Source organism: Flavobacterium sp. MEB061 (genome assembly GCF_000834715.1).
In the GTDB taxonomy this organism is placed as follows: Bacteria; Bacteroidota; Bacteroidia; order Flavobacteriales; family Flavobacteriaceae; genus Flavobacterium; species Flavobacterium pectinovorum.
Genome location: NZ_JXQR01000051.1, coordinates 1 through 16,874, shown reverse-complemented (window position 1 = coordinate 16,874; position 16,874 = coordinate 1). Strand labels below are relative to the sequence as shown.

The 16,874-nt window shown below is 32.5% G+C and carries 16 protein-coding genes and 1 pseudogene; 4 read left to right on the top strand and 13 right to left on the bottom strand.

What is annotated here, in order from left to right:
* Positions 1-38: 38 nt before the first annotated feature.
* The 5 genes from RT99_RS19000 to RT99_RS18980 form a co-directional block, all read right to left on the bottom strand.
* Positions 39-1,823: a CHASE3 domain-containing protein gene (locus RT99_RS19000; RefSeq protein ID WP_042566326.1), complete on the bottom strand. Its 1,785-nt coding sequence runs from the start codon at positions 1,821-1,823 to the stop codon at positions 39-41.
* A 9-nt stretch (positions 1,824-1,832) separates the two neighbouring features.
* A complete protein-coding gene (locus RT99_RS18995; RefSeq protein WP_042566325.1) occupies positions 1,833-2,282 on the bottom strand; it encodes a response regulator in 450 nt (149 codons plus the stop codon).
* A 29-nt stretch (positions 2,283-2,311) separates the two neighbouring features.
* Complete coding sequence (locus tag RT99_RS18990; protein ID WP_042566324.1) at positions 2,312-2,863, bottom strand: AraC family transcriptional regulator; 552 nt, start codon at positions 2,861-2,863, stop codon at positions 2,312-2,314.
* Positions 2,864-3,022: 159 nt separating this feature from the next.
* Positions 3,023-3,208, bottom strand: coding sequence for a CsbD family protein (locus RT99_RS18985; RefSeq protein WP_042566323.1), 186 nt, complete (start codon positions 3,206-3,208; stop codon positions 3,023-3,025).
* Positions 3,209-3,313: 105 nt separating this feature from the next.
* A complete protein-coding gene (locus RT99_RS18980; protein ID WP_042566322.1) occupies positions 3,314-3,787 on the bottom strand; it encodes a Dps family protein in 474 nt (157 codons plus the stop codon).
* A gap of 160 nt (positions 3,788-3,947) precedes the next feature.
* On the opposite strand from RT99_RS18980, the gene RT99_RS18975 reads away from it, so the two are divergent.
* The 3 genes from RT99_RS18975 (at position 3,948) to RT99_RS18960 (ending at position 8,231) form a co-directional block, all read left to right on the top strand.
* Entirely contained in the window at positions 3,948-6,131 is a 2,184-nt protein-coding gene (locus tag RT99_RS18975; protein WP_042566321.1) for a DUF5723 family protein, read from the top strand.
* A 114-nt stretch (positions 6,132-6,245) separates the two neighbouring features.
* Positions 6,246-7,073 carry an orotidine-5'-phosphate decarboxylase gene (pyrF, locus tag RT99_RS18970; RefSeq protein ID WP_042566320.1) on the top strand — a complete coding sequence of 276 codons (828 nt, stop codon included), beginning with the start codon at positions 6,246-6,248 and terminating at the stop codon, positions 7,071-7,073.
* A gap of 357 nt (positions 7,074-7,430) precedes the next feature.
* Positions 7,431-8,231 (top strand): ABC transporter substrate-binding protein, encoded by an 801-nt coding sequence (locus RT99_RS18960; RefSeq protein ID WP_042566318.1) that lies wholly within the window; start codon positions 7,431-7,433, stop codon positions 8,229-8,231.
* 174 nt (positions 8,232-8,405) lie between these two features.
* Here RT99_RS18960 and RT99_RS18955 read toward each other — a convergent pair whose 3' ends face one another.
* The gene (locus RT99_RS18955) at positions 8,406-9,326 is read right to left on the bottom strand and encodes an AraC family transcriptional regulator (RefSeq protein ID WP_042566317.1); all 921 of its coding nucleotides are present in this window, start codon (positions 9,324-9,326) and stop codon (positions 8,406-8,408) included.
* Positions 9,327-9,417: 91 nt separating this feature from the next.
* Positions 9,418-10,428: an aldo/keto reductase gene (locus RT99_RS18950; protein ID WP_042566316.1), complete on the bottom strand. Its 1,011-nt coding sequence runs from the start codon at positions 10,426-10,428 to the stop codon at positions 9,418-9,420.
* Positions 10,429-11,163: 735 nt separating this feature from the next.
* On the opposite strand from RT99_RS18950, the gene RT99_RS18945 reads away from it, so the two are divergent.
* Positions 11,164-12,642 (top strand): catalase, encoded by a 1,479-nt coding sequence (locus RT99_RS18945; RefSeq protein ID WP_042566315.1) that lies wholly within the window; start codon positions 11,164-11,166, stop codon positions 12,640-12,642.
* 231 nt (positions 12,643-12,873) lie between these two features.
* Here the strand turns inward: RT99_RS18945 and purU are convergent, their stop codons facing one another.
* From purU to RT99_RS25420, 6 genes and pseudogenes are all read right to left on the bottom strand, one after another.
* Positions 12,874-13,728 carry a formyltetrahydrofolate deformylase gene (gene purU / locus RT99_RS18940; RefSeq protein ID WP_042566314.1) on the bottom strand — a complete coding sequence of 285 codons (855 nt, stop codon included), beginning with the start codon at positions 13,726-13,728 and terminating at the stop codon, positions 12,874-12,876.
* 109 nt (positions 13,729-13,837) lie between these two features.
* Positions 13,838-14,557, bottom strand: a complete 720-nt coding sequence (locus tag RT99_RS18935) for a DUF4197 domain-containing protein (protein ID WP_042566313.1) — start codon at positions 14,555-14,557, stop codon at positions 13,838-13,840.
* 221 nt (positions 14,558-14,778) lie between these two features.
* Positions 14,779-15,339 carry a hypothetical protein gene (locus RT99_RS18930; protein WP_042566312.1) on the bottom strand — a complete coding sequence of 187 codons (561 nt, stop codon included), beginning with the start codon at positions 15,337-15,339 and terminating at the stop codon, positions 14,779-14,781.
* A 32-nt stretch (positions 15,340-15,371) separates the two neighbouring features.
* The gene (locus RT99_RS18925) at positions 15,372-15,794 is read right to left on the bottom strand and encodes a cytochrome c oxidase assembly factor Coa1 family protein (RefSeq protein ID WP_042566311.1); all 423 of its coding nucleotides are present in this window, start codon (positions 15,792-15,794) and stop codon (positions 15,372-15,374) included.
* A gap of 177 nt (positions 15,795-15,971) precedes the next feature.
* Positions 15,972-16,313: a hypothetical protein gene (locus RT99_RS18920; protein ID WP_042566310.1), complete on the bottom strand. Its 342-nt coding sequence runs from the start codon at positions 16,311-16,313 to the stop codon at positions 15,972-15,974.
* A gap of 241 nt (positions 16,314-16,554) precedes the next feature.
* Positions 16,555-16,874: pseudogene (locus RT99_RS25420) on the bottom strand (hypothetical protein); the annotation flags it as partial.

The following is a 16,874-nucleotide window of genomic DNA, read 5'->3' as shown; positions in this document are numbered from 1 at the left end:
GATTTATATAACGTTTTTTATGTAGTTTTTTAGAAGTTTTATTCTGGTAGAAACACAGTAAATACAGAGCCTTTTCCTAAGGTACTGTCTGCAGTAATATAACCTTTATGGTTCTCGACAATTTTTTTACAAATTGCTAAACCAATTCCTGTTCCCGGATAATCTGTTTTAGAATGCAAACGCTGAAATAAAATAAAGATGGTTTCTTTAAACTGAGAATCAAATCCCATTCCATTATCTGAAAAAGTTATCTTATAGAATTTCTTACTATTTGGTTCTAATAAATCAGGATAATCTTTTGATGAAACTTTTTCGGTCACAATATCAATTTCCGGTCGAATATCAGGCTTACTGTATTTTAAGGAATTTCCAATCAGGTTGATAAAAAGCTGTTCGATTTGATACGGAATAACATCAAGCTTCGGTAATTTTGAAACTGTAATGGTTGCTTTTTTCTCGTCAATGATTTCTGTTAATTCAGATTTGGCATTTTCGAGTAATTCGTTCAAATTCGATTTTATAAATTCCTTTTTAGTAGTATTCGTTCTCGAGAACAAAAGTAAATCGTCTATTAAAACGCGCATTCTTTTTGCTGAAACTTCAATCTTGCTAATGTAATCTTTTGCACTATCAGATAAAACAGCTTTGTCTGCATCAGAAACCCTTGAAATAAAGGTTTGAATTTTTCGAAGAGGTTCCTGTAAATCATGACTTGCAACATGATTAAAAGACGCAAGTTCCTGATTGCTTTTTTCCAGTTCTCTATTACGTTCCTGAAGTTCTATGTTTAATAAATGCTCATCAGTAATATCAAAATTGATTCCGAGTAAAATCTGGCTGCCTTGCTGATCAGTCAATAATTTTCCTGTCGATTTAAAATATCTTATTTCATTATTTGGAAGCGTAATCTTATAGTAAATAAAAGGTAATTGTTTATTATTGACAATTCCTTCCATAGATTTTGCCACAGCCTCTTTATCATCCGGGTGTACAAAATTTAAAAAAGTATCTTTTTCAGGAACAAAAGCATTTGGTTTAAAACCTAATAAACGATATTGATTTTCTGAATAATCGATTTTATTAAGATCAAGATCCCATTGCCAGGTGCTGAATTTACCAATAACCTCAGACTCGGCCATTAATCGGGAAGAAATCAAAAGTTTTTTGTTGAATATTTTTAATCGTTTAATGTCTTTGCTGATTTGTCTATAAGAAAGAATAATAAAGATTAATGCGGTTAAAAATAGTGAAATAGAGAAAACAGGACTTAAAGAAATTTCCTGATCGTATATTTTTAATCTTTTTTGCTGGTATCTTTTTTCGATATCATTCATTTCATCAACCTGAAAACGAATGTTATCCATTAAAATTCGTCCGCCAAACATATGATTGTCGAGTTTTCTTTTATCATATGTTTGAGGATTGCTGTATTTAAAACAGTTTTCGAATGAGGTAAAACGCTGTGTAATGAGCCCGAATAATTTCTGAAGGTTTTTTTGCTGCTTCGGATTATCGGCTGTAAGTTTTTTTAATGTAATAAATGAAGTGTTTACCTTGTCGCGAGAATAAATATAAGGAGTTAAAAAACGGCCGTTACGTGTTATTATATAGCCACGCTGTCCCGTTTCGGCATCCTTTATCGCCGACATTAACCGCTCTAATTGAATGTTTATTTCATAAGTATGCATTACAAGTTTACTGGATTCGTTTAAATCCTGGTTGTGTTTGTAAGCAATTGAGGAAAGAAATAACAGAATGAAAACTGCGATTACAAAAATAACTCTCAATGAGTTTGAAGAATTAAACTTGGGTATCCATTTCATTAAGCATTATTATTTTAGGCGCAACAGGAAATTATCACGATTTAAACCAGACGTGTGATAGTGCCAATTTAACGTCACGACTTCATTAATAATTTTCTTTAAAGTGTTAAAATCACTTGGCTTTTTAATATAAATATTAGCTCCCTCAATAAAAGTGTCTTCTATGTCCTCTTCAGATGATGAGGTAGAATAAATGGCAATAATTATATTTTTAAGATGTTCGGTTTTTTTAATTTCAATCAAACATTCTTTTCCTGTTTTTTTAGGCATGTTCAAATCCAGAAATAAAATATCAGGCAATTTTACATCCGGTTGCATTAAATGTTCCATTAATTGAAGACCATCATGAACAAAGGTTACTTTGGTTTGCACTCTTACTTCTTCAAAGGCATCTTTAAAGAAAAGGCGGTCGTCTTCATCGTCATCAGCGAGTAAAATGTGTAATGCGTTTTTTTGCATCGAATTAGTGGGTTTATTGGTTGTGTATTTTATTTTAAATTCTCTCTTCTTTTTTTAATAATTCTCTGAAAAGCCGAAGGAGTTATTCCTGTTGTGTTTTTAAACTGGGTACTTAAATGAGCAACACTCGAATAATTTAGTAAAAAAGCAATTTCGGTTAAACTCATTTCATTGACTAGCATCAATTGTTTGGCTCTTTCTATCTTTTGCAAAATAATAAAATTTTCGATAGAAGAATAAGTTACTTCCGAAAATACATTAGATAAATAACCGTAACTATGATTTAATTTCTCTGCCAAAAATACAGAACTTTTAAAATTATTATTGTCATCCATGTAAACAAGCTCAATAATAGCGTCTTTAATTTTTTGAACTAAAACGCTTTTTTGGTTTTCAACAACTTCAAAACCAAATGGGCTTAAATCATTTTTTAAAGTTTCCAGCGCTTCAACACTCAGATTTTCATCTAGTTCAATTTCGCCAAAACCTAATGTGGTAAAATTCATGTTTTGTTCTTCTAATTTTTGCTTTAAAAATAGAGAACAAATTGTGTTGATGTCAAACTTTATAAATAGTTTCATAGGATCGAAATAGGGTTAAAGATAGTTAAATTTTTTGGACTTTTTGCTGAGATTACAGATTTAAGTGAAATTTATTTGTCAATTCGTTCACTGAGCTAATCAAAAAAATACCGTCTAAGTTTAAAAAATTAGACGGTATCTTGATTGGGTCAAAAAGGATTACAAATCCGATAACATTTGATGAAATTCTTCTTTAGTTTTACCTAATTTTTGCTGAAGTTTTCCGTACATTTCGTCTTCTTTACCTTCAGCATACATCAAATCATCATCTGTCAGATCAGCGTATTTTTGTTTTAATTTCCCTTTTAACTCATTCCAGTTTCCTTTTATCTCTGTCGTATTCATGATAGTTTTATTTAGTAATTTATAGTATTGTAAAGTTGCAAATTAATCCATAACGATGTGTTATATCCATTTTTGGGATTGTTGCATAATTCACATTTTTAAGCTTTAAACCTGATAACGACGTAAAATCCAGGCCATTTTTTCGTGTTGTTGTAATAAACCTGTAATAAAATCAGCAGATCCTATATCATTATTGTCATTCTCAAAAACCGGAATATAGTCTCTAAATTCTGTAACTAATTGTTCGTGGTTTTCTAAAAGTTCTTCCAGCATGTTTTTTTGCGAAGCGTATTCTTTTGGAGATTCTTTTAAGGTAGAGTTTTCAATAAATTCCTTCATTGTTCCAATAGTTTTTTCTCCAAGTTGACTAATGCGTTCAGCAACCTCATCAATGTTGTTTTCTAAAACGCGGTATTGATCCTCAAATAATTTATGCAATTCCATAAAACTGTTTCCTGAAATATTCCAGTGAAACTTTCTGGTTTTTACATATAAGGTCATTTCGTTAGATAAAATCGTGGCTAATATACTTGTGCTTTTCTTTAAACTTTTTGGCGTAATTCCAATATTTGGGCTCATAATCCTTTTATTTTAGGTTTATGCCAAAATTAAAAAACACACTAAGTTTTTTATTTACATAATTTATTAAAGATGTTACATGAATTCAATGTTAGCATAACATAATAACAAATCTATTATTGTAGTTTTGCCGCCAACTAAATTTTAAACCAAATTCTAAATGAAAAAAACACTACTTATTTTATTTCTTTTTACATGCACTTTAACCGTTAATGCCCAATCCTACATAGGGTATTTTCAGGACAACTACGCCGGAGTTCAAAGCGTTCTTTTCAATCCGGCTTCTATAGCCGATTCTCGTTTTAAAACAGATATTAACTTGTTTTCTATAAGCGGGTCTGTGCAAAATGATTTATACGGAGTTAAACTTTCTGATGTTTATAAAGACGGATATGATTTTGACACTCAGTCTAAAGTATCACCATCAAATGCAAACAATGCGGTGATTAATTTTGATATTATGGGACCATCGTTCATGTTTAACATTGCGCCAAAACATACTATTGCGGTTTTTACAAGAGCCAGATCTGTAAGTAATTTGAGAAACATTAACGGAAACCTTGTAGATCAGGTTAAAGAAGGTCTGGATAAAGCAAGTAATTTTAATTTTAATGCCGGAAATGCCAATGGATCTTCCAATTCATGGGGAGAATTGGGTATTTCATACGCAGCAGTTTTATATCAAAAAGACCAGCACTTTTTAAAAGGAGGTATTACGGCAAAATACCTTCAGGGTGGAACAAACGGATATATTCAGGGAAATAATATCAATCTTTCCTATGTTGAAAACACCACTAATCCTGAGAAAGGAACCTTATATTCTCAAGGGCAGCTTACTATTGGTACAAGCCAGGATTGGGAAACCAACAAGGATTATGAGTTTGATGCTAATTCAAGAGGTTTTGGTTTTGATTTCGGACTTGTGTACGAATGGAGACCGGATTATGATAAATATGATCTAAGTAAAGCAAAACCTGCTGATAATAATTTCAGGGATTTAAATAAATACAAAGTACGTTTTGGATTGTCTGTAACAGATATTGGATCTATCAATTACAAAGATGCAAAACAGGATACTTACAACGTAAATGGATCTATCACTCAGGAAATGATTGATAATGCAGATGATTTTTACGACTTTTTGAATGAACATTATACAAAAGTTTCAACTTCAAAAGGATTAAAAACAAATTTACCAACAGCGCTTCATCCCGATGTTGACTGGAATATTCACAATAAGTTTTACCTGAATCTTAACGGAGATATTAATATGGTATCTTCAGGTAAACTAAACGGAAATGGTATTGCAAACAGAGTGAGTTTATCACCTCGTTACGAAAGCAGATGGTTTAGTTTTTATTTACCAGTTACCTGGATGGAATACAGCGGAACACAAGTTGGTTCAGGATTACGTGTTGGAACTTTCTTCGTAGGTTCGGGATCGATTCTTAGTAATTTAGTTTCGAAAGAATCTAAAGCAGCTGATTTTTACCTTGGATTGAAAATTCCGGTTTACGAAAAGAAATTTAAAGACACTGATGAAGATGGTGTGATTGACAAGGAAGATTCTTGTAGAAAAGTAGCAGGTCCTGCAGAAAATAATGGCTGCCCATGGCCAGATACTGATGCAGATGGTGTTTTTGATAAAGACGATGCTTGTGCAGCTGTTGCAGGTCCAAAAGAAAACAAAGGTTGTCCTTGGAAAGATACAGATGGAGATACTTTATTAGACAATGTTGATGCTTGCCCAGCAGTTGCCGGTCCGGTAGAAAACAAAGGATGTCCTTGGCCGGATACAGATGGAGACAGCGTTTTAGATAAAGACGATGCTTGTCCGGATGTTGCAGGTTTAGTTGAAAATAAAGGCTGTCCGGATCTTGACGCTGATAAAGACGGCGTTTCTGACAAAGAAGATGATTGTCCTTTAATTGCAGGTCCTGCAGAAAACAAAGGTTGTCCTAAAGTAACAAAAGCAACATTAGAGCAATTAAAAGTAGAAGCAAAATCTATCTTCTTCGTAACTGGAAAAGCAACTTTAAATGACGCTAAAAAAGGTGTAACTTCAGGAAGATTAGACGCTATAAAAGAAATATTGAAAAATTATCCAAATGCTAAATTTGCCATTAACGGTCATACAGATAATGTTGGAAATGCAAAAGCAAACCAAAAATTATCTGAAGCCAGAGCAAAAGCAGTAATGGATCTTTTAATAGAAAAAGGGGTTAACCCTGCAAATCTAACTTCTCAGGGATTTGGATCTACAAAACCGGTTAAATCAAACAAAACAGCTTCTGGAAGAGCAGAAAACAGAAGAACAGAAATTGTTTACTTAGGTAATTTGTAAACCAAACTGAATATAATACCAAAAAGCCATTCTTAATTGAGTGGCTTTTTTTATTTTTGCATACTTTCTAAAAAGAGCCATTTCTTTGAAATTAGAAGAACTAAAAAAACAAGAATGACAACACAACAACTACACGAACAAATTCTTCAAAAAAAATCATTTTTATGCGTTGGATTAGATCCTGATTTAACCAAAATTCCACCTCATTTATTAGAAACCGAAGATCCTATTTTCGAATTTAATAAAGCAATAATTGATGCTACACACGATTTAGCGGTGGGATACAAACCAAATACAGCTTTTTTTGAAGCCTATGGAATAAAAGGATGGATTTCATTACAAAAAACAATCAATTACATCAACGAGAATTTTCCGGAAATCTTCACCATTGCCGATGCAAAACGAGGTGATATCGGAAACACTTCAAGTATGTATGCAAAAGCTTTTTTTGAAGATTTAAATTTTGATAGTGTAACCGTTGCGCCCTATATGGGAAAAGATTCAGTTGAACCTTTTCTGGCATTCGAAAACAAACATACTATAATGTTGGCCTTAACATCAAACGAAGGCGCTTTTGATTTTCAGACTTTAAATGTAAACGGAAAAGAATTATATAAACAGGTTTTAGAAACCTCTAAAACTTGGAAAAACAGTCAGAACTTAATGTACGTTGTAGGCGCTACAAAAGCCGAATATTTTGCCGATATAAGGAAAATTGTTCCGGATAACTTTTTATTAGTTCCGGGAATCGGCGCGCAGGGCGGAAGTTTATCTGAAGTTTGCAAATACGGAATGAATGATAAAGTTGGTTTATTAGTCAATTCAGCAAGAGCAATTATCTACGCTTCAAAAGGAACAGACTTTGCTGAAAAGGCAAGGGAAGAAGCGCTTTCAGTTCAAAAAGAAATGGAAGAGATAATTAATTCCAAGTTTCAGGTTTAAAGTTTCAGGTTTTACTTTGAATATTTTCTAATAAAATAATATAACTTGAACATGAATTCTGAGAAAAGTTTCAAATATTCTTTAACAATTTTAGCTCTTTTTATAATAATGATTCTGATGCATATTTTGCAGGCGTTTATTAGGTATGATTTTTCTGTATTTTATACTTCTACATCTCTTGTAATTTTGATTTTAATAAATTTTAGTATTTATCATGCTGTTATTGGATTAAAAGACAAAAATTCGATTAAAAAAATTATTGGATTAATATTAAATGCAGGCTATTTAATTTTATTTATTTCATTGATAACAATAACCGTTGTGGATCTTTATAATGTAAATAAATGATAATTTAACATGAAACAACTCAAAGATCAACTAGGCACATTACATTCTTTTGAGAAAACGCCAAAACGAATCATTTCGTTAGTGCCATCTCAAACCGAGTTGTTGTTTGATTTAGGTTTAGAAGAAAAAATCATCGGAATAACTAAGTTTTGCGTACATCCCTATCATTTTAAATCAACCAAAAAAGTTGTTGGAGGAACCAAAAAGATTCATTTCGAAAAAATAAAACTATTGCAGCCCGATATTATCATCTGTAATAAAGAAGAAAACACGCTTGAAATTGTCGAACAATTAAGTGCAATTTGTCCGGTTTGGGTGACGAATATTATTTCTGTAGAAGATAATTTTCAGATGATTTCAGACTTCGGGCAGCTTTTTAATTGCAGAACCGAAGCGAAAAAGTGGAACGATAAACTAGCTTTCGCTTTAAGCTATTTCAAAAAATACATTCAGGATATTCCGGTGCAAAAAGCCGCTTATTTTATTTGGAAAGATCCTTATATGGTTGCCGGAAATGATACCTACATCAATGAATTATTAAAACTGAATCATTTTCAGAATATATACGAAGACAAAGGTCGTTATCCTGAAATAGAACTCAAAAAAATGAGATTGGAAGGCGATCCTGATTTGGTTTTTCTTTCCTCAGAGCCTTACCCTTTTAAAGAAGAAGATGCTTTTGAAATAGGACGTTTTACGCATCACGCAAAAACTATTTTCGTTGATGGTGAAATGTTCTCCTGGCATGGCAGCCGATTGTTAAAAGCATTTCCGTATTTTAAATTACTTCACGAGAGATTGAAGAATTAATTTCAGGTTTGTTGGATGTAGATTTTACCACAGAGCTTCACAAAGTTTTTTCACAGAGCTTCACAAAGTAAATTGTTTTTCCTTTGTGAAACTTTGCGTAACCTTTGTGAATCTCTGTGGTAGAAAATTAAGCTCAAAAGTCACCTGAAATTTAAAACCTTAAACAAAGCCATTTTAATTAAACGAACTTCTGAATTCCAACGGCGATACGTTTGTTTTGCTTTTAAATAATTTATTAAATGATTGCGGATATTCAAAACCCAATTGAAAAGCTGTTTCGCTCACACTTAACGAAGTTGTTGTTAGTAATTCTTTTGCCTTTTCGATAATTTTATTGTGAATATGATGCTGTGTACTTTGTCCCGTTAACGAACGCAGCATATCACTTAAATAATTTGGAGAAACATTTAGCTCATCTGAAAGATAAGCAACGGTGGGCAATCCGAATTTCTGAACTTTATCACCTTCAAAATAATCAGATAACAAGGTTTCTAATTTGCTTAAAAGAGTGTTATTGACACTTTTTCGGGTAATGAATTGTCTGTTATAAAAACGGTTACAATAATTAAGCAGCAATTCGATATGTGAAACCATTACATCCTGACTAAAAGCATCGATAGAAGAACAATATTCCTGTTCGATGTTTTTCATGATTCCGGTAATCATAATTTGTTCTTTGTCAGAAAGATGTAAAGCTTCGCTAACGGCATATGAAAAATAACCGTAATCTTTTATGTTTTTGGCCAAAGCATAGTTTTGAATAAAATCAGGATGAATCACCAGCATTGCGCCATAAACTACAGTATCAACGCTAACTTCTGTAGAAATTACTTGTCCCGGTGACATAAAAGTCATTACACCTTCATCAAAGTCATAAGTATTTTGTCCGTATTTCATTTTTCCAGTAAAACCTTTTTTGATGCAAACGGTATAAAAAGAATAAACAACACTTTTTAGATTGTCATCAAAATGGCAGGTTATTTTACTTAAATCGACAAAACTCACTAAAGGATGTTCCGGTTTTGGAATTTTGAGTAAAGAATGTAATTCTGAGATGGATTGAATTGTATAAGGAATATGAACTTCTTTTTTCATAGCGAAATATTTAAAACAATATATTAAAACAATATAAAAGAGGAAAAGCTACCGTAAAGATAACTTTTCCTGAGTGATTTATTTAAGCAAATTATTGATCAATTCCGGCCATATTAGCAGCATCATATCTGGCACCGGTTTGTGTACCAAGCGGAATAATCGATTCTAATCGATTCATTTCATCTCCAGAAAGAACCATTTGCGCAGCAGCGATATTTTGCTCAACATATTTTACTCTTTTCGTTCCCGGAATGGCTAAAATATTTTTTGATGCAATCCATGAAAGTGCCAATTGAGAAGCGGTGATTTGTTTTTCGTTTGCCATTTTCTGAATTTCATTTACCAATTCTATGTTTTTATAAAATTGTTCTCCCTGAAAACGCGGAATTACTTTTCTGAAATCAGTATCATCAAAATCATCCGGACTTTTTATATCTCCTGAAATAAAACCTCTTCCTAGTGGTGAATAGGCAACAAAACCAATTTCTAACTCGTTTAACGTATCCAGAATACCAGCTTCTTCAGCACTTCTTTCAAATAAAGAGTATTCTGTTTGTACTGCAGTCAAAGGATGAATTTTGTGTGCTTTGCGTATCGTTTCAGATGAAACTTCAGATAATCCTATATAGCCCACTTTTCCTTCTTTTACCAAATCAGCCATTGCCTGCACAGTTTCTTCAATTGGGGTATTTGGGTCAAGTCTGTGTAAATAATACAAATCAATATAATCCGTTCCCAGGTTTTTTAGAGAACGTTCTACCGCTTTTTTTACATATTCTTTCTTGCCGTTAAACTGCCAGGTAAGTTGTTCGTTATCATCAATTTCATAGCCAAATTTTGTAGCAATAACATAAGCATCACGATTGCCTTTTATAGCTTTTGCTACTAATCTTTCATTCAATAACGGACCATATAAATCGGCTGTGTCCAGAAAATTTCCACCTAACTCAAGTGATCTGTGAATTGTTGCAATAGCTTCTTTTTCATCGGCTTTGCCATAAATATCCATTCCTGCAATTTGGGTCATTCCCATACATCCCAAACCAATATTAGGAACAACAAGCCCCTGATTTCCTAATTTAAATTTTTGTATTGTGCTCATAACTTGTTTGATTTTTGTGTTTTAATTTAATAACACAAAGATCCATCAACTATAAAGTTGTAAAGTAGCCAAATCCCTTGTAGTTGTATCCAAAATGAGGAAAGAGTTTTTAGTTTATTATTTTGAGCTTAGTTTTACCACAGAGATCCACAAAGTTTTTTTCACAGAGGTTCGCAAAGTTCTTTATTTATTTTATAAAAAGCCAAAGTTCACAAAGCTTTGTGTTGATTTAGCTTTGAGAACTTTGCCTACTTATTATAATATTAAGTAAACCTTTGCGAAAGATCTTTGTGTGCTTTGCGGTAAAAATTACGTTCAAAGTATAATTGAACAATTTACAATATAAATTCGTGGCTAAAAAAAACCTTTGTGGATCTCTCTGGTAAAATTTATGTTCAAAGCATGGTAACTTGAAACCTGAAACTAAAAAACAAAACTTATATAAATAAAGAATGCCGGCATCTCGAAGACGCCGGCATCATTTAACTAACCAAAACCAAAATAATAAATAACCAGTTTATTACATTACAAAGATCAGACATATATGAATGTTCTGCTGTTAAGGTTTTGTTATTACTTTGTTGGACATAAGTTAAGATTTTTTAAGATCTCTGTTTTGAGGATTCTGTAGCTATAAATAATTTTTGGTTATTAAAATATAGCGACAATCAATTTTTACTTATATTTTTCGTAAGATTAGTTTGTATATTTGGTAAAATATTAAATGTCAGCAACATGGAAACAAACAAAAAATTAACAACTGCAACAGGAACCCCTGTTCCGGACAATCAAAACATTCAGACAGCTGGTCCTCGCGGACCTGTTTTATTACAAGATTTTTGGTTTTTAGAAAAAATGGCGCATTTTGATCGTGAAGTAATTCCGGAACGCAGAATGCATGCAAAAGGTTCAGGTGCTTACGGAACTTTTACTGTAACTCACGACATTACAAAATATAACAGAGCCGACATATTTTCGGAAATTGGAAAAAAAACAGATATGTTTGTTCGGTTTTCAACTGTTGCAGGAGAAAGAGGTGCTGCTGATGCTGAAAGGGATATTCGCGGTTTTGCAATGAAATTTTATACAAATGAAGGAAATTGGGATTTGGTAGGAAATAATACTCCAGTTTTCTTTTTTCGTGATCCGATGAAATTTCCAGACTTAAATCATGCCGTAAAACGTGATCCAAGAACCAACTTAAGAAGTGCTGACAACAATTGGGATTTTTGGACATTATTGCCCGAAGCGCTGCATCAGATTACAATTGTAATGAGCGACAGAGGAATCCCGAGATCGTATCGTGAAATGCACGGATTTGGAAGTCATACATTTAGTTTTTTAAATGCTCAAAATGAAAGACATTACGTAAAATTCCATTTTGTGTCGCAACAAGGAATTGAAAATTTATCTGATGAAGAAGCTGCTTTGTTAGTAGGCGGTGACAGAGAAAGTCACCAAAGAGATTTATACGATGCTATTGAAGAAGGAAATTTTCCAAAATGGAAAATGTTTGTTCAAATAATGAGCGAAGAACAAGCTGCTACTTATCGTTTTCATCCTTTTGATTTGACAAAAGTTTGGTTAAAAGGAGATTTTCCGCTTATTCCGGTTGGAGAATTCGAACTTAATAAAAATCCTGAAAATTATTTTGCAGAAGTAGAACAAGCCGCTTTTAATCCCGCTCACATTGTTCCGGGAATAAGTTTTTCTCCGGATAAAATGCTTCAGGCACGTTTGTTTTCATACGGAGATGCCCATCGTTATCGTTTGGGTGTAAATAATTATCAAATTCCGGTAAACTCTTCCAGATGCCCTTATAATAGTTTTCACAGAGACGGAGCCATGCGCGTAGATGGTAATTTTGGAAGCCGTAAGCATTATGAACCAAACAGTTTTGGCGAATGGCAGGAACAGCCAGAATTTAAAGAGCCGCCATTAGCACTCCACGGTGATGCCTATGCACATAATTTTAGAGAAGATGATGCAGATTATTTTACTCAGCCAGGCTTATTATTCCGTTTACTGACAGAGGAGAAAAAACAATTGTTATTTAAAAATACTGCAGCGCAAGTAGGAGGAGCACAATTATTTATTCAGATTCGTCATATCAGAAATTGTTATAAAGCGGATCCGGCTTATGGAGAAGGTGTGGCAAATGCTTTAGGATTAACAATGGAACAAGTACATAGTTTTGCAGATCCAAGAGTGTAGAGGAAGGTTCTAAGATGCTAAGATTCTAAGGCTCTGAGTTTAGGTTCAAAGGGACAGAGTGACAAAGGTTCAAAGGCTTTACTTTGGGAACTTTTTGACATAATAAAACCCGACAGTTTTTTAAAAACTGTCGGGTTTGCTATTTTGCATTATGTGAAAGCTTTGCGAACTTAGCGTAAATCTTTGCGCTCTTTGCGGTAAAAAAAACTTAGTATCTCAGAACCTTAGTTCCTAAGAAAAAACAACAGTCTTATTACTATAAACCATTGTTTTACGTTCTGCATGCAGTTTTATGGCTCTTGCCAAAACAATACGCTCCAAATCACGCCCTTTCATGATAAAATCATCAACAGAATGTATGTGAGAAACCCTCGCAATATCCTGCTCAATAATTGGGCCTTCGTCTAATTCTGCCGTAACATAATGACTTGTTGCACCAATAATTTTTACACCACGCTTAAAAGCGGAATGATAAGGTTTTGCTCCTGGAAATGCAGGTAAAAACGAATGATGGATATTAATAATTTTATTCTCGTAAAGTGCGATCAGATTTGGCGTTATAATTTGCATATAACGCGCCAGTACAATAAAATTAATCTGATATCTTTTCAGCAGTTCTATTTGTTTGGCTTCGCCTTCTTCTTTATTATCTTTTGTAAAAGGAACACAATGAAACGGAATATCAAAACGCTCTGCTATCGATCGTAAATCATTATGATTACTTATAATTAACGGAATTTCGACATTTAATTCTCCTGCGCTGTAACGGCCTAAAATATCAAAAAGACAATGATCATACTTAGAAACAAACAAAGCCATTTTTGGTTTTTGTTCCTGATTGTACAAATCCCATGACATGTTAAAATCTGTTGCAATAGTTTGATTAAAATCTTCTTTTAAGCCTTCAATAGTAATGTGGTGATTTGTCAATTCACACTCTAATCGCATAAAAAATACATTTTGTTCTACATCAACATGCTGGTCAATGTAGGTAATATTTCCTTCTACTTTTGCAATAAAAGTAGTCACTGCGGCAATAATACCTTTTTGGTCTTTGCAATGAATCAGAATGGTAATTTTTTGCATTGTTTTTTGGTTGGTTAATCGGTTAATCGTTTATTTGTTTAATCGTTTGAATGTCTTATCGATAGTTTCGATTAAACAATAAAACGATTAAACAGTTAAACATAAAAAATTATTTTCCGTCCTGCATAGCAAACACGCTTTTCAATAAAGGCGTTGTTCTTGCACTAATGTTGTTACGGATATCTTTTTCTTCAACAGCAATCATTTTAAAAACACCGGACAAAGCCTGAGTTGTTGTATAATCTGTTAAATCAGGATTTACTTTTTTCACCAACGGAATTGTGTTGTACTTATTGATGATTTTTGTCCAGACTACATCGGCACCCACTTTTTCAAAAGAACTTTTAATTACCGGATTAAATTTTCCGTATAAAGCTGTTGTTGTACTTCCTTGCAAATAAGTTGTTGCAGCACTGTCATTTCCAAGTAAAATATTTTTAGCATCTGTAAAAGACATATTTTTTACAGCTGATACAAATATTGGTGTTGCTTCTTTCACAGCATCTTCGGCTGCACGATTTAGCATTTTAACACCTTCATCTGCCAATGAACTAAGACCAACTTTACGTAAAGTTGCATCTACTTTTTGTAATTCGGCGGGCATTAAAATTTTTACAGCTTCGTTTTTATAAAAACCATCAACTGCGGTTAATTTACTTACTTGTTGAGTAATTCCTTTATTTAAAGCTTCTTTTAATCCAGAAGCAATATCAACACTTCCGCTAGGTAATTGTGATGCCAATTGTGGTAATTGGTTTAAGGTCTGTTGTACTTGCGCACAAGAAGCAAGAGAAAATGTAACAATAGTCAATAATAAAATCTTTTTCATTAGATGGGGGTTATTTTAAGTTTCAAAAATACTACTTATTCAAAAACAAAGCCACAATTTTATTTCGGGAGCAGAAAGATTTTGTTTGTTTTTTTTAAGGTTCTAAGATTCTGATATACTAAGGTTCTGAGTTTTTACTATTCAGGTTGTTTAAATGATAAATTCTACGCATTATCTTAGCATCTTAGAACCTTAGTTCCTTAGTTTTCTCAGAACCTTTACTAAGGCCAATACATTCTATGGCAATAATTATAATATTCTTTGCTCGAAATATATTTAGAATGCAAATCTATTATCGGGCGATTATTAGAATCGAATAATTTTATTCTGATTATTTGTTCATTGCTATCATCTTTCATATCAATATTTCCCTCGGCATCGTCTAACACTTTCTTTTTTCTGAGATATTCTTCTTTTTTCTCTACAATAAACTGAACTATGGCTTCATTTTGAGATTCTCTTTCGCCGGCTAGTTTTCCATTGTTATCAAAAGTCGCCATTTTTTGTAAATAGTTATTTTCATAAATAAACAATTGATAAGCAATTCCGCCATGTAATACTTGAAGTTTGTGATTAAGTACACGAAAGCGGAGTATCTGTTTTTTTGCATTTGTGTATTCGATAGAACCATTTCCTTGTGCATCAATATGGTTATATAAAACTTTGTTTGGTTTTGAGAATTGCGAAATTCGATCTGTAAAACCATGATATTTAGCATCAGACTGGGCGAACGATAAAGTGCTTTGAAAAAGAAATAAATTGAAAAGGAAAAATAATCTCAAGCGTAAATAATTTAAGTGTTATATAAATGATTTTATTTCTGTAATAAATCTATCTCTTCTTCGGTTTTTTCAATATAAACAGACAATTCCTCGTATTTCCATTTTCCTCTTTTAGTGGCAACTACAAATAAAGTTCCTGTTCCTTTAGATCCTTTTATGGGAATTTGTATGTCACAGTTTCCGGTATTATTGTTTACATTAATACTGCCCGAAACCATTCCGTCTGATTCAATTTTATTCCCTAATTTTTCAATCACTAATTTATTATTTTGTGCTTCTGTCATTGCACCTTTGTAAGCGTCGGAATCCTTCATTATGGAGGTTACTCCAAAGAAAATCCCTGCTATAAACAAGCCAAAAAGCACTAAAACACTTAAACATCCTGTTGGTACAAACCATTTCCAGTTTCGGGTAAACCAGTCTTTTTTAATATGTTCACTGTTTGAATCTTCCATAGAATCTTTAATTTTTTTTACTTGGTAATAAAAAATAAATGTATGGAAATTTATTAGATTTAACGGATCATTTTCCTCCTCATTATTTTACAAAAAGAAAAATCCCATTACTAATTAAAGCAATGGGATTTACCAGTAGGATTTTGTGTTATATTGAATTAAAATTAAAATTAAAATTTATACGTATTGTAAGCAATATAAATTAGGGTTATAAACAGGATTTATTTGTTTTAAATCGGCTAAAATGTTGTGAGTATAAACTCTACCGCCAATTGCTAAATAAAATAAAGATTTGGAAACATAAAAGGGTCTTAAGGGCAACGTACGCCAGGCGTTTTTTAAATTTTTCAGGAAATGTCTTAAACTGTACTTGAGTACTTTTTCTTCCGGACGAACAAAATAGATTGTAGAACTTTTAGTTTTGGTCATCAAGTTTGGAAACATTACAAATCTTCCGCCTTGTTGAAGTAACATATTTATTTCAAAAAGTGATAATCCTTCGATATTTTCTGTTTTCATGATAATTAATTTTAGTGGTATTATTATGATGCAAATTTCCGTCGATTTTTAGATTTAATTATCCCCTAAGAGGTTTGAAATTAATAAGTTAGGTTATTTTTTATTCTGAAGAATGTATTTGTAGTAAATAGATTACAGGGTGTTGTTGGTGATTTAAAAATATAGATATAGAAGCGCAAAAAAAATAACTTCTAGCAAGCCTTAAAACTTTTTTATATTGAAAATTAAATAAAAATTGCAATTAACGATTATTGAAGGCTATTTCTTTTAAGGCTTCGGGATTGCTAATTGCCTTAGTAACTTCTTGTTTTCTCATTGAATCAAAATATCCTGTTCCTGTAATTAACAGAAGTTTTTTTGGAATTATTGGTTTTTGATCAAAAATGGTAGCATAAAGCAAAATTGACTGTAGAAAACCACCATCGTTTAAAAGATGCAGCGTATGTTTTCCATAGCGCAGATTGTCTTTGTTGTCAACCAGATATTTATAACCGTTTTTACCATCGTAAGCATCTTTAATAGCATCGCCAACTCTTAATAATCCTGCATTTTTTATAAATC